Raw genomic sequence first — 14,091 nt, forward strand, 5'->3', positions numbered from 1 at the left:
CGTGGGCGGCCTGTTCGCAAGGCTGGTGGACTCCAGCGACCCTGTACTCATGCGCCAGGCGTTGGCCTGGCTGTATGGTTTCGTGCGCCCACACCGGCGTGCCATCGGCCTGTTGCTCGGTTTGTCGCTGGGTGCATCACTGCTGGCGCTGGCGCAACCCTGGCTGGTCAAGACTCTGATCGACGAAGGGCTGCTGGCCAAGGATTACCAAACGCTTTGGCACATGGCGGCAATCATGATCGGCGCGGGCCTGCTGGGCACGGTGCTGGCCGGCGTCAACCGCTACCTGCATACGCGCCTGTCGGGGCGCATCCTGTTCGCCTTGCGCGACGATCTTTACCGCCATCTGCAGCAGTTGTCGCCAACCTTCTACGGGCGGCGGCGTATCGGCGACATTCTTTCGCGGCTGGATGGCGATGTGGCAGAGATCCAGCGCTTTGCCGTGGACTCGCTGTTCTCGGCGGTGTCGGCGGTGATCGGCCTGGTGGGTGCGGTGGCGTTGATGCTGATGCTGTCGTGGCAGTTGTCGCTGTTGCTGGCGCTGCTGGTGCCGATCGAGGTGCTGTGGCTGCGCTGGATGCGGCGCAAGGTGGAGCGCGAAGTGCGCAACTTGCGTGAGCGCTCGGCGGATGTGTCGTCTTTTCTGGTCGAGACCCTGCCGGCGATGAAGTTCATCCAGGCGGCCGGCCAGCAAGGCCGGGAAGCAGGGCGCCTGGACCAGCTTGGGCAAGGTTACATGCGCCAGTTGCTGAAGGTGCAGGTGACCGAATTCTTCACCCAGGCCATCCCCGGCACATTGACCTCGTGGTGCCGCGCCTGCGCGTTCCTGGTGGGTGGTTGGTGGGTTATCCAAGGCACCTGGCAGTTGGGCGCGCTGATCGCTTTTTCTACTTACATGGGTATGGCGGTTGGGCCGGTGCAGAGCCTGTTGGGCTTGTACGTGGCGGTGCAGCGCATGGCTGTCAGCCTGGGAAGGGTGATGGAATTGAAGCAGGAAGCGGTAGCGGTACATCAGACCGCCAACCCGCAGCCCATCCCCGTTGGCCCCGGCGAGTTACGCCTCGAGGCGCTGAGCTTTGCCCATGAGGGGCGCCAGGGTGCGGTACTGAAAAACGTGCAGGTGAGCATCCCGGGTGGCCTGAAAGTCGCCATCAGCGGTGCCTCCGGGGTGGGCAAGTCAACCCTGATCGACCTGCTGCAGCGCTTCTACGACCCGGATGCCGGGCGCATCCTGCTGGACGGTGTCGACCTGCGCGACCTCGACCTTGTTGCATTGCGCAGGCAAATCGCTGTGGTCAGCCAGGACATCGTGTTGTTCCGTGGCACCCTGGCGCAGAACCTGGCTTATGGCGTGCCCGAGGCCAGCCGTGACGAACTGGAGCGGGTGGTGCGCCTGGCGCGGCTGGACAGCCTGGTCGACAGCCTGCCATTGGGCCTGGACGGCCTGCTGGGCGAGCGTGGCCAGCAGTTGTCTGGCGGGCAGAAGCAACGTATTGCCATCGCCCGCGCGGTATTGCAGGCCCCGGCGATCCTGGTGCTGGACGAGGCCACTTCGGCGGTGGACGAAGCCACCGAGCGTGAAGTGATCGCGGCCATCGACCAGTTGTTCGCTGGCCGCACGCGTATTCTGATCAGCCACCGGGCTTCGACCCTGGCCGATGCCGACCTGCACCTGCAACTGCATGACGGCCAGTTGCAGAATCTGGCGCAGGAGGTGATCAAACATGGGCACTGACGTACGTGTTGGCATCATCGACAGCGGCTGCTCGCCGGCGCAGGCCAACGGTTTGCTGGGCGCCCGCCGTTTCTGGCTGGAGGACGGCCAGTTGCGCGAAGGTGAAATGCTCCCCGACCAACTTGGGCACGGCAGTGCGGTGCTCGCCAGCTTGCAACACGAGGCCGGTCCGGTGTCGGTGCTGGTGGCCCAGGTGTTCAGCGCCCAGGCCAGCACCAGTGCGTTGCAGGTGGCTGCCGCATTGCTGTGGCTGGTGGAATCGGGGGCCACGCTGGTCAATCTCAGCCTGGGCTTGCAGCAGGACCGGCCCGTGCTGCATCAGGCTTGTGCCGAGGCGCTGGCGGCTGGCGTGCTGTTGTGTGCATCCAGCCCGGCACAGGGTGGGCCGGTATACCCGGCCAGCTACCCGGGTGTGATTCGACTGACCGGTGATGCGCGTTGTGCGCCCGGCCAGTGGTCCTGGCTTGGCACCCGGCAGGCGGACTTTGGCGGTTATGTGGGAGCGGGCGGCCGAGCGGGTGCGAGCTTGGGCTGTGCGGCTTTGAGCGGAAGGATTGCGGCTTTGCTGCGTGACGAGCCGGGCAGGGATCGCCAGCAGGTCCATGACTGGTTGCGCGATCACGCGGCTTTCATCGGCCCAGAGCGTCGAGGGCCCAGCCATGGTTGAGCCGCGCATTGTGGTGCTGGGGGCCGGCCCTGCGGGTGCAGCCACGGCCATTGGCTTGCGGCGGCTGGGTCACACCGTGACAGTGGTGTCGGAGTGGCGCCGTTTCGCGGCAGTTGAAGGCGTTTCGCAGCGGGTGCTGGAGGGCTTGCGGCACGCAGGCCTTGGCGGGGCCTTGAGCCAGGCGGCCATGCCGGCCACCCGCCAGGTGCACTGGAACGGCCAGCACCTGCACATGAACCAGGAGTTTTTGCTCGACCGGCAACGCTTTGACCAGGCGCTGCGCGAAGACCTTCAGCGCGCAGGCGTGCGTGTGGTCGAGGGCCGGGTGCGTGAGGTCGTGCAGGGGGGCGGTCATCATGTGCGCCTGGACGATGGGCAGGTGCTGACCGCTGATTTCCTGGTTGAGGCCCGAGGCCGACAGGCGCCCCTGGCCGCAGACCGACTGCGTGGGCCGGAAACGGTCAGCCTGCTCAATGTCTGGCAGGGTAGCCCCGGTGCGCCTGCGTCGGCGGTGGAGAGCCTGGAGGATGGTTGGGCGTGGATGGCACGGCTGGAAGATGGCCGCTGTTACTGGCAAGTCACCCAGGAGGCTGCCGGGCTGCCGGGGAAAGCTGGGTTGGCAGCTTACTGCGTGGCGTTGCGGGGCCGCAGCGCGTTGGTAGCCGAGCTGTTCGACGGTCAGGCATTGATCCCGGCACAGGTGCATGCACGCAGCAGTACCGCCATTCTGGCAGGTGAATGTGTCGGGCAGGACTGGATCCGGGTGGGGGATGCCGCGATGGCCGTTGACCCGCTGTCGGGCAACGGGATTTTTCAGTCGCTCTCTTCGGCATTGCAGGCGCCGGTGGTGATCAATACGTTGCTGCGCAGGCCTGAGCGGGCTGAGCTGGCGCGGCAGTTTCACCAGCAGCGGGTCGAGCAGCTGTTCCTGCGTTTTGCCCGCATTGGCCGGGATTTCTATGCCCAGGAACAACGCCGGGTGGGGCAACCGTTCTGGGCCCGGCGCCAGGGTTGGCCGGATGCGCACCCCCTGCATCAGGCGGCTGATTGGCAAGCGGTGCGGGTTGAGCGACGGCCTGTACTGCGTGATGGGCTGGTGGATGCAGCAGAGGTGGTCGTGACAGCGGATCAGCCGTTGGGGGTGTGGCATTTGCAGGGGGTGGAACTGGCACCTGTGGTGCAAAAAATACGCAGTGGCCGGCCTGTTGAGGCGGTGTTGTCAGGGCTTGCGGGTGAACAGCAGAGGATGGTGCGGCGGTGGCTGGGGGAGCAGGGGTTGGTTTGAGATTGTCGGGGCTGCGAAGCAGCCCCAGGATGTCGGATCAGAAGAAGGTACCGACGACCAGTTGCATGTAAGTCCCGGTATCCCGCCCACCCAGCTGCGTGCCGCCATTGGCCGCACTGCGCTCCGGCTTGTAGAACCCCACCACCGGGCTGATCAGCAGGTGGTCGTTGACCATCCATTCCACATACAGGTCCAGCTCGCGCCCGCCAAGGTTGCCCTGGTCGGTGTCCAGCGTGTCGAAGTCGAAGTACAGTGCGCCGACGGTCAGGTTGTCCCGTGGCTTGCCCTTCAGCGCTACATGGTGCACTTGACTGTTCTTGTTGAACGGCCCGGCATAGTTGGCTGCCACTTCACCCTGGAACCAGGTGCCGTAGCCCCGGCTCAGGCCATAGAACAGCGGGTCGAAGCCTTCGGAGAAGCGGCTGTAGCGGTAGGTGGCCGTAGGTGACCAGGGCAATTGGGAGAAGGTCCAGTTGCCCTCCAGGTACCAGGCATTCTCGCGCCCGCCGGTCTTGTCCTGGGTCACGTACTCGGCGGCCAACTCCAGGTCTTTGACGCCCAGGTTGCCGCGCCCGCGCAGGCTGGCGGTGTCCATGCCGTCGCGGTGTTCCAGGCCCATGATCTGCGCATAGCGCTGGTCCACGTCGAGGCCGCGGATCCAACTCAGGCCGACGGTACCGGTGTCGGTGACGTGCTCTAGGTTGGCTACCGCCAGGGAAGTGTCGGCCTGGTAGTGGTTGTCGGACTTCAACCACATCAGGTCACCGCGCCAGCCCTGGTTGCCACCCAGGCGCAGCACGGCGGTGCGGTCGAAGGCCTTGCGTGCAGCAAGGTAGTAGGCACCGCCGCGATCGAAGTTGGCCCCCAGGTCGACCTTGCCAAGGTTGACCGGGTCACCCTGGATCAGGAAACCATCGCCCAGGGTGACAACCTGGCGGCCACCGGAAATGTCCACGCCATCTTCACCCAGCGCCGGGAACAGGTTGGCCGAGCGCCAGCCCAGGTACAAGTCTTCGATGGCGGTGCGGCGTTCGTCGCCCAAGGTCAGGCCGGCGGCGTCGCCATCGCCCCAGGTGGCGGAACTGAGCAGGCTGAAGGCCCCGTAGAGGGTGCCGCTATCGGCCAGGGTCTGGCTGCCGCTGAGGCCGTATTTTACGTAGCCTTCCTGCCAGGCGGTGCTGCCGGGTTGGTGGTTGCCGGCCTGGTTGAAGCTTTCCTCGCTATGGAAGACGCCGAACAGGGCTTCGAGGTTGGCGTTGAGGCTGGTGCCATCGTGGTTGTACAGCTCGTAGGCTTGGGTGGCGGGGGCGGTTAACAGAAGGGCCAATGTGCAGGCGAGTGTGTGCCTCATGGGTTTGCTCCATGGTTGTTATTGTTGTTTTTGTATCGCCTGTACCGGCCTCTTCGCGGGTGAACCCGCTCCTACAAGGCATGTGTTATCTGATGTAGGAGCGGGTTCACCCGCGAAGAGGCCGGCACAGGAAAAGGATCAGAGCTTGATCAACACCGATTTCAGCTCGGTGTAATGCTCGATGGCCGCTGCGCCCATCTCGCGACCGACGCCGGACATCTTGTAGCCACCAAACGGCAGTGCTGGGTCGAGGGCGCTGTGACAGTTGACCCACACCGAGCCGGACTTGATGCGTGGGATCATTCGGTGCACCGCGGCCAGGTCGTTGGACCAGATGCTTGCACCCAGGCCGTAGGGGTTGTCGTTGGCCATGCCGATCACTTCGTCGATGTCATCGAATGGCATCGCCACCAGCACCGGCCCGAAGATTTCTTCCTGCACCAGGCGATGACGCTGGTCCACATCGACAATCACCGTCGGCTTGACGAAGTAACCAGGCCCGAATCCTTCACCCCCGCAGGCGATAGTGGCGCCCAGTTCGCGGCCAAGTTCAATGTAGCCAGTGACGCGGTCCTGCTGCTTGGCTGAAATCAACGGGCCCATCTGCACCGCCGGGTCCAGCCCGTTGCCCAGCTTCATGGCATTGGCGATCCCGGCGATGTCGGCCACCACGTTGTCGAAGTGCTTGCGGTGCACATACAGTCGCGAGCCTGCGCAGCACACCTGGCCCTGGTTGAAGAAGATCGCCGTGGCCGCACCGGCTGCGGCTTCCTGCAGGTTGGCATCAGGCATGACGATGGTCGGCGACTTGCCGCCCAGCTCCAGGGTGACGCGGGTCATGTTATCCATGGCCGCCTTGCCGATCAGCTTGCCGACCTCGGTGGAGCCGGTGAAGGTCAGTTTGTCTACGCCGGGGTGGCGGCTGAGCGCGGCGCCGGCGTTCAGGCCAGTACCGGTAACCACGTTGAACACGCCGGCCGGGTAGCCGGCCTCGTCGACCAGTTCGGCCAGCTTGAGCACGCTCAGTGGGGTTTCATCGGCAGGCTTGAGCACCACGGTGCAGCCGGTGGCCAGTGCCGGGCCGAGCTTCCAGCAAGCCAGCAGCAGCGGGAAGTTCCAGGCGACGATGGCGCCAACCACGCCCACTGCCTCGCGGCGTACGAAGCCGTGGAACTGGTCGTTGGGCATCAACGGCATGGAGGCTTCGACGGTGCTACCCTCGATCTTGGTGGCCCAGCCCGCCATATAGCGCAGAAAGTCGATGGCCAGTTGCACGTCCATCACCTGGGCCACGGCGGCGCTCTTGCCATTGTTCAGGCATTCCAGTTCGGCCAGCTGACGCGCATCGCGCTCCATCAGGTCGGCCAGGCGCCACAGCAGGTTCTGCCGCTCGCGTGGGCGCATGCGGCTCCAGGGCGAGTCGTCGAAGGCCTGGCGCGCAGCGCGCACGGCGCGGTCGACATCTTCGGCCTCGGCGGCCGGCACTTCACCCAGCACCTCGCCGGTGGCCGGGTTGCGGAACGACAGGGTTCGACCGCTGGCGGCGTCCTGCCAGTCGGCACCGATGCGCATCTTCAGCTTGCGTTCGAGAAAGGCGCGGGTGGCAGGCAGGATGGGCAGTTCGGAAAGCATGGGGCTGTGCCTCTTGTCATTGGATGTGACGGGCACTGGCGCAATGGCCGTGCCAACGTGGGCAGATGGCCGCAAAGCGTTGTGGGCGTTGGGTTTTGCCTGAGCGCAAGGTCGCGATTGCCGGGTTGCGCTGTTGCACATTGAGACGGTGTGAGACGGTGGTGAAACAGTGGCTGTTCGGCGTCTTCGCGGGCCCTGTCTCAACATGAAACACCCTGTCGCGAAATGGCACGCTGCAAATGGCCAACTTGGCTGCTGGCCAAACCTCGAAAACCGCTTAAAAGGTTGAAAGGAAACGCTTTTACCGCAACTGGCACAGTTCCTGTATCACAACCGTCACATGCACACCTGCTGTACCAAAGCGTGCGAAAACGATAAGAACAACAACCGTGGAGGTCTGACCTTGAAGACGACTCGACTCCGGCGGCATGCGGGCAAACTGGCGCTGGTCGCCGCCGCGCTGCTGAGCACCCAGGCCATGGCGGCCGAGCAGGGCCCGAGCCTGTTGCAGAACAAGTGCATGGGGTGCCATATCCCCGAAGGCAACGACACCTATAGCCGCATCAGCCACCAGCGCAAGACGCCGGAAGGCTGGCTGATGAGCATCGCCCGCATGCAGGTGATGCATGGCCTCCAGATCAGCGACGACGACCGTCGCACGCTGGTCAAATACCTGGCCGACAAGCAGGGCCTGGCGCCTAGCGAAACCGATGGCGTGCGTTACGCCATGGAGCGCCGGCTCAATACCGTCGAGCACTTCGACACCCAGCTCAGCGAGACCTGTGGCCGTTGCCACTCGGGTGCTCGTGTTGCCTTGCAACGGCGTCCGGCCAAGGAGTGGGAACACTTGGTCAACTTCCACCTTGGCCAATGGCCGTCCCTTGAATACCAGGCCCAGGCGCGTGACCGCGACTGGCTGCCGATCGCCCTGCAGCAAGTGGTGCCGGACCTTGCCAAGCGTTACCCGATGGAAAGCACCGCCTGGGCCGAATGGCAGAAGGCCAAACCCAAGGCGGACGTACTGCCGGGGCAGTGGGCATTCAGCGGCCATATGCTGGCCAAGGGCGATGTACGTGGGGTGATGAGCGTCACGGCCGGAGAGGGCGATACCTTCAAGGTCGAGGTCAAGGGTGCTTACGCCGACGGTACACCGTTCAACGGCAGCGGCTCGGCCATCCTGTACAACGGTTATGAATGGCGCGGCAATGTGAAGGTTGGCGATACCAACCTGCGTCAGGTGTTCGCTGCGCTGGATGGCGAAATGAAAGGCCGTATGTTCGAAGCCGATCACGATGAGCGCGGCCTGGACTTCAGCGCCGTGAAGGAAGGCAAGGCGCAGTTGCTGGCGGTGCAACCGGCGTTCATCAAGGCCGGCGGCGAAAGCGAAATTACCCTGGTTGGCAGCGGCCTGTCTGGCAAGCCGGACCTGGGCGCCGGGGTGGAAGTGACCGAAGTGCTGGAGCAGACCCCGACCTTGGTAAGGGTCAAGGCCCGCGCCGCGGCCGATGCCAGGCCAGGCCTGCGCGAGGTGGCGGTAGGTGCGCTCAAGGGCGTGAACCTGGCGGTTTACGACAAAGTCGACGAAGTGAAGGTCGTGCCGGCGTTCTCCATCGCGCGCATTGGCGAGAACGGCGCCTCCGTGCCGAAAGTGCAGGGGCGTTTCGAGGCTGAAGCCTGGGGCAAGGATGCCGATGGCCAGCCATTGCGTATCGGTTACCTGCCGGCAAGTTGGAAGGTCGAGCCGTTCAACGAGCGTGCTGTCGAGGATGAAGACGTCAAGTTCGCCGGGCAGATGCAGGCCGATGGCGTGTTCGTGCCAGGCGGCGCCGGGCCCAACCCGGAGCGCAAGATGATGACCAACAACGCCGGTAACCTCAAGGTCATCGCCACGCTGGCCGACGGTGGCCAGACCGGCGAAGGGCACATGATCGTCACCGTACAGCGCTGGAACAACCCGCCGCTGCCATAACGGCAGGCTGCAACGGTTTTCCAACGGATCGATTATCGGGAGGTCGCCATGGGCGTACTACTGAACCTGGTCGAACGCAACCTGCACGAAGTACAGGTTGATGCCGACCGCATGCTGTTCCACATCCCCAGCAGTTCGCTGTTCACCGCTGATGCGGTGACCGGCGGCATCATCGACACCTTGCGCCAGCAAGGCTGCTCGGCCGAGGAGCTGATGCAGCGCCTTGGCCAGCAGTTTGCCGGAGACGATATCCAGGACACCCTGCGCGAGCTGATCGCGCTGGAGCTGGTCAGCGACGGCTCGCCGCTGACCCCGGAAATCGCCCTCAGGCAGGTCGAGCGCACCGCGCTGAACACCGTGGTGCTCAACGTCAACACCGGCTGCAACCTCAGCTGCACCTATTGCTACAAGGAAGACCTGGACAAGCCTTCCGCCGGCAAAAAGATGAGCACCGCCACCGCCGAAGCCTCGGTGGAGATGCTGCTCAAGGAATCACCTGACGAGCAGCGCTACAGCGTGGTGTTCTTCGGTGGCGAACCGCTGTCCAACCGGCCGTTGATCGAGCACATGGTGGCTTACTGCGAGCGGCGATTCGCCGAGGCAGGCAAGCAGGTGGAATTCATCATGACCACCAACGCTACCTTGCTGACCGAAGAAATCATCGATTGGCTCAACGCCCACCGCTTTGGCCTGTCGATCAGCATCGATGGCCCCAAGACCGTGCACGACCGCAACCGTATTACCGTGGGCGGGCAGGGCACCTATGACGTGGTGCGGCGCAAGGCCGACCTGCTGCTGTCGCGCTACACCAGCCGGCCGGTGGGGGCGCGGGTTACGCTGACCCGTGGCATTACCGACGTTGAAACCATCTGGAACCACCTGTTCAACGAAATGGGATTCGCCGAGGTTGGCTTTGCCCCGGTTACCTCCGGCGACATGGCCGACTTCAACCTGACTGGCGAAGAGCTGGTGCAGGTCTTCGCCAACATGAAGGCACTCGGCCGGCGCTACCTGGAGGCGGCACTGGAGCACCGCAACATCGGCTTCTCCAACCTGCACCAGTTGATCACCGACATCCACGAAGGCCACAAGAAGGCCCTGCCGTGTGGCGCCGGGTTGAAGATGCTGGCGGTGGACCACGAAGGTGAGCTGAACCTGTGCCACCGCTTCACCGGCTCCAGCCTGCCCACCTTCGGTAACGTGCACCAGGGCGTGAAGCAGGCGCAGCTCAACGACTTCCTGTCGCAGCGCCTGGACCGCAGCAACACCGGCTGTGAAAGCTGCCGTATTCGCAACCTGTGCTCCGGCGGCTGCTACCACGAAAGCTATGCGCGCTACGGCGACCCGCAGCACCCGACTTACCACTACTGCGAACTGATGCGCGACTGGGTGGACTTCGGCATTGAAGTCTACAGCCGCATCATGGCCGTCAACCCGGCCTTCATCGATCGCTACATCACCCCGCGGAAGGCGCATTGACATGAAGCACTTGAAGCCCCTGAACAACAAGGCGCGCATCCTGGAGCAGGCCGCCGCCGAAGACCGTGTCGAAGAAGTGATGGCAATGAGCGCGGTGGCAGGCTGCACGGCCACTACCGACCCGGGCTGGGAGGTGGACGCCTTTGGCGGCGTGAGCTCGCTGTGCCAGCCGATGGAGGCTGACCTTTATGGTTGTTCCGACCCTTGCTGGTGGCCGGCCCAGGTGCCGGACATGATGAGCACCTACCAGGACTGGAACGCCCAGGCGACCAACTCGGCAGAGGACTGGCGCAACCTCGGCACCGTGTTCCCGAAAGACAAGTGACGGCCCAACAAGAATGACAAGGGGAAACCGCATGAAAGCTGGACGCTGCGCGCCATTGGCGCTCACCATCGCCGCCATGGCTTGCGCCGGGCTGGCACAGGCCGACGATACTGGCCCGGCACTGAAGGCTGGCCACGAATACATGATCGTGACCAACTACCCAAACAACCTGCATGTGGTCGATGTGGCCAGTGACACGGTCTTCAAAAGCTGCCGGATGCCCGACAAGTTCGGCCCTGGCACCGCAATGATGGCGCCGGACAACCGCACCGCCTACGTGCTCAACAACCATTACGGCGACATCTACGGCATTGACCTGGACACCTGCAAGAACACCTTCCACGCCAACCTGTCCAGCGTAGCCGGTGAAGTTGGCCGGTCGATATACTCGTTCGCCATCAGCCCCGATGGCAAAGAGGTGTACGCCACGGTCAACCCGACCCAGATGCTGAACGACCATTACGTGGTCAAACCACCGCGGCTGGAGGTGTTCAGCACCGCTGATGGCCTTCAGGCCAAGCCCGTACGCACCTTCCCGATGCCGCGCCAGGTGTATCTGATGCGCGCCTCCGACGATGGCAGCCTGTACGTTGCCGGGCCGGATATTTACAAGATGGACGTGAAGACCGGCAAATACACGGTGGCCCTGCCGTTGCGCAACTGGAACCGCAAAGGTTACAGCGCCCCGGATGTGCTGTACTTCTGGCCGCACCAGAGCCCGCGCCATGAGTTCACCATGCTGTACACCATTGCCAAGTTCAAGGATGACAAGCAGGACCCGGCCACCGCCGAACCGCTGTATGGCTACCTGAGCATCGACCTTAAGACCGGTAAGACCCACACCCAGGAGTTCGCCGACCTGACCGAGCTGTACTTCACCGGCCTGCGCTCGCCCAAGGACCCGAACCAGATCTACGGCGTGCTCAACCGCCTGGCCAAGTACGACATCAAACAGCGCAAGCTGATCAAGGCGGCTAATCTGGAGCACACCTACTACTGCGTGACGTTCGACAAGAAGGGCGACAAGCTTTACCTGGGTGGCACCTTCAATGACCTGGCGGTGTTCAACCCGGATACGCTGGAAAAGGTGAAGAACATCAAGCTGCCGGGTGGTGACATGTCTACCACGACGCCGCAGGTGTTCGTTCGCTAAAACGGTGTGTGCTTCTTCGCGGGTAAACCTACAAAGGACGGCGCCACATTTGAGGCCGGTGCAGCTTTTTGTAGGAGCGGGTTCACCCGCGAAGAAGCCAGCACAGAAAACACAAGAACAACAAGAGAACGCCCATGCCCCAGCCAAGCTACACCCAGGGCAACCAGGACAAGCCCCTGCTGACCCAATGCATCGGCGACGCCTTCGACGCCACCGTGGCCCGCTTCCCCGACCGTGAGGCGCTGGTGGTGCACCATCAGGCCCTGCGCTACACGTGGCGGCAACTGGGCGACGCCGTCGACCAGCATGCCCGCGCGCTGCTGGCCCTGGGCGTGCAGCCCGGTGACCGTCTTGGCATCTGGGCACCCAACTGCGCCGAGTGGTGCATTACCCAGTTCGCCAGCGCCAAGGTTGGCGCGATCCTGGTCAACATCAACCCGGCCTACCGTTCCAGCGAACTGGACTACGCCCTTGGCCAGTCCGGCTGCCGCTGGGTGATCTGTGCCGACGCCTTCAAGACCTCCGATTACCACGCCATGCTGCAGGGCCTGCTCCCGGGCCTGGCCAGCAGCCAACCGGGCGCGCTGATCTGTGAGCGCTTCCCCGAGCTGCGTGGCGTGGTCAGCCTGGCGCTGTCGCCACCGCCCGGGTTTCTGGCCTGGAACGCATTGCAGGCCCGTGCCGAGGTTGTCAGCGGGGAGGCCCTGGCCGCACGCCAGGCACAACTGCATTGCGACGACCCGATCAACATCCAGTACACCTCAGGCACCACCGGTTTCCCCAAGGGAGCCACCCTTAGCCACAGCAATATCCTCAACAACGGGTACATGGTCGGCGAAAGCCTGGGCCTCACCGAGCACGATCGGCTGGTGGTGCCGGTGCCGCTGTATCACTGCTTCGGCATGGTCATGGCCAACCTCGGCTGCATGACCCACGGCAGCGCATTGATATACCCCAGCGATGCCTTCGACCCGCTAGCCACGTTGCGGGCAGTGGCGCAGGAAAAAGCCACTGCGCTGTATGGCGTGCCGACCATGTTCATTGCCGAACTGGACCATCCGCAGCGTAGTGAATTCGACCTGTCGAGCCTGCGCACCGGGATCATGGCCGGCGCGACCTGCCCGATCGAGGTGATGCGCCGAGTGATTGGCGAGATGCACATGGCCGAAGTGCAGATTGCCTATGGCATGACCGAGACCAGCCCGGTGTCCTTGCAGACCGGTGCCGCTGACGACCTGGAGCGTCGCGTGACTAGCGTCGGTCGCACCCAGCCCCGGCTGGAGAGCAAGGTGGTGGACACCGAAGGCAACACTGTCCCGCGTGGCGAGATCGGCGAACTGTGCACTCGCGGCTACAGCGTGATGCTGGGTTACTGGAACAACCCCAAAGCCACCGCCGAGAGCATCGACGTAGACGGCTGGATGCACACCGGCGACCTGGCGATGATGGACGAGCATGGCTATGTGTGTATTGTCGGGCGCAGCAAGGACATGATCATTCGCGGCGGCGAGAACATTTACCCGCGCGAGCTGGAGGAGTTCTTCTTCACCCACCCGGCGGTGGCCGATGTGCAGGTGATTGGCGTGCCGTGCAGCAAGTACGGTGAAGAGATCGTGGCCTGGGTGCGGCTGCACCCGGGGCATACTGCTAGTGAAGAAGCGTTGCGTGAGTGGGCGAGGGCAAGGATTGCACACTTCAAGGTGCCCCGGTATTTCCGTTTTGTCGACGCGTTCCCGATGACGGTTACGGGCAAGGTGCAGAAATTCCGGATGCGCGAGATTAGTGTCGAAGAGCTGTCTTCCAGATGACCTTTTACGTGCGCAAGCTGAAGGCAACACAGTCCTTAAGTGTTGTGGATTACCTGTTGGGGCGATGTCATGCCCTCAGTCTTGCAGCCGGTCCGGGCTGTTGAAGTTGCTTAGCCGGCGATCACTCTCGGCGCACTCCAGCCCTTGCACCGCCTCGCGCAGCAGGGCCTTCTGCAAACTTCGCTCACCTGCTGCCCAGGCCTGCTCCAACACCGGCAACACCCGCTTGGGCAGTACGCTGAACATCGGCTGCCAGAAACCACCCTGACGCACCATTGCCGCGCTGTTACCGGTCACTGCCAGCCGCAGCAGGCCCTCGATCAATTCGCGATCAACCAGCGGCGCATCGCAGGCCAGCACCACCACCCACCCATGACGCGCCACCCTGAGCCCGGCAATCACCCCCGCCAGCGGCCCGGGGAAGTCGGCTTCTGCATCGCCCACCAACCGGTCGGCGTATGGCCGGTAAGCCGCCTGGTTACGATTGCAGGAAATCACCAGGTCGTCGCTCAGTGGCCGCACCACTCGATGAACATGTGCAATCAACGGCTCGCCTTGCCAGTCCACCAGGCCCTTGTCGCGGCCGCCCATGCGCTGGCCGCGGCCACCGGCGAGAATGAGGATGGAGCAGGGGGGGAGTGCGTCAGGCATGAAAAAGGGTTCCGGGCAGTCATTGCCGGGAACCCT

The 14,091-nt window shown here is 63.8% G+C and carries 11 protein-coding genes; 8 read left to right on the forward strand and 3 right to left on the reverse strand.

Annotated features, from left to right (window positions below):
• Nucleotide 1: 1 nt before the first annotated feature.
• Genes GST84_12165 through GST84_12175 form a run of 3 tightly spaced genes read left to right on the forward strand, consistent with a single transcriptional unit; the run spans nt 2 to nt 3,687 of the window.
• Nucleotides 2-1,735 carry an ATP-binding cassette domain-containing protein gene (locus tag GST84_12165; protein XGB13083.1) on the forward strand — a complete coding sequence of 578 codons (1,734 nt, stop codon included), beginning with the start codon at nt 2-4 and terminating at the stop codon, nt 1,733-1,735.
• Nucleotides 1,725-2,402, forward strand: coding sequence for a peptidase S8 and S53 subtilisin kexin sedolisin (locus GST84_12170; protein ID XGB13084.1), 678 nt, complete (start codon nt 1,725-1,727; stop codon nt 2,400-2,402). Before GST84_12165 ends, GST84_12170 begins: the two co-directional genes overlap by 11 nt.
• The gene (locus GST84_12175) at nt 2,395-3,687 is read left to right on the forward strand and encodes an FAD-dependent oxidoreductase (protein ID XGB13085.1); all 1,293 of its coding nucleotides are present in this window, start codon (nt 2,395-2,397) and stop codon (nt 3,685-3,687) included. The genes GST84_12170 and GST84_12175 overlap by 8 nt, the downstream gene beginning before the upstream one ends.
• A gap of 37 nt (nt 3,688-3,724) precedes the next feature.
• Here the strand turns inward: GST84_12175 and GST84_12180 are convergent, their stop codons facing one another.
• Both GST84_12180 and GST84_12185 read right to left on the reverse strand, forming a co-directional pair.
• A complete protein-coding gene (locus tag GST84_12180) occupies nt 3,725-5,038 on the reverse strand; it encodes a hypothetical protein (protein ID XGB13086.1) in 1,314 nt (437 codons plus the stop codon).
• 138 nt (nt 5,039-5,176) lie between these two features.
• A complete protein-coding gene (locus GST84_12185; GenBank protein XGB13087.1) occupies nt 5,177-6,670 on the reverse strand; it encodes an aldehyde dehydrogenase family protein in 1,494 nt (497 codons plus the stop codon).
• Nucleotides 6,671-7,073: 403 nt separating this feature from the next.
• On the opposite strand from GST84_12185, the gene peaA reads away from it, so the two are divergent.
• From peaA to GST84_12210, 5 genes are all read left to right on the forward strand, one after another.
• The gene (gene peaA, locus GST84_12190; GenBank protein XGB13088.1) at nt 7,074-8,639 is read left to right on the forward strand and encodes a quinohemoprotein amine dehydrogenase subunit alpha; all 1,566 of its coding nucleotides are present in this window, start codon (nt 7,074-7,076) and stop codon (nt 8,637-8,639) included.
• Between the two features lie 48 nt (nt 8,640-8,687).
• The gene (gene peaB, locus GST84_12195; GenBank protein ID XGB13089.1) at nt 8,688-10,118 is read left to right on the forward strand and encodes a quinohemoprotein amine dehydrogenase maturation protein; all 1,431 of its coding nucleotides are present in this window, start codon (nt 8,688-8,690) and stop codon (nt 10,116-10,118) included.
• 1 nt (nt 10,119) lies between these two features.
• Complete coding sequence (gene qhpC / locus GST84_12200; protein XGB13090.1) at nt 10,120-10,443, forward strand: quinohemoprotein amine dehydrogenase subunit gamma; 324 nt, start codon at nt 10,120-10,122, stop codon at nt 10,441-10,443.
• A gap of 31 nt (nt 10,444-10,474) precedes the next feature.
• Entirely contained in the window at nt 10,475-11,596 is a 1,122-nt protein-coding gene (gene peaD, locus GST84_12205) for a quinohemoprotein amine dehydrogenase subunit beta (GenBank protein XGB13091.1), read from the forward strand.
• 134 nt (nt 11,597-11,730) lie between these two features.
• Nucleotides 11,731-13,404 carry an AMP-binding protein gene (locus GST84_12210; protein ID XGB13092.1) on the forward strand — a complete coding sequence of 558 codons (1,674 nt, stop codon included), beginning with the start codon at nt 11,731-11,733 and terminating at the stop codon, nt 13,402-13,404.
• A gap of 75 nt (nt 13,405-13,479) precedes the next feature.
• Here GST84_12210 and mobA read toward each other — a convergent pair whose 3' ends face one another.
• The gene (mobA, locus tag GST84_12215; protein ID XGB13093.1) at nt 13,480-14,055 is read right to left on the reverse strand and encodes a molybdenum cofactor guanylyltransferase MobA; all 576 of its coding nucleotides are present in this window, start codon (nt 14,053-14,055) and stop codon (nt 13,480-13,482) included.
• Nucleotides 14,056-14,091 lie beyond the last annotated feature (36 nt).

It is taken from the genome of Pseudomonas putida (assembly GCA_041879295.1).
Classification (GTDB): domain Bacteria; phylum Pseudomonadota; class Gammaproteobacteria; order Pseudomonadales; family Pseudomonadaceae; genus Aquipseudomonas; species Aquipseudomonas putida_Y.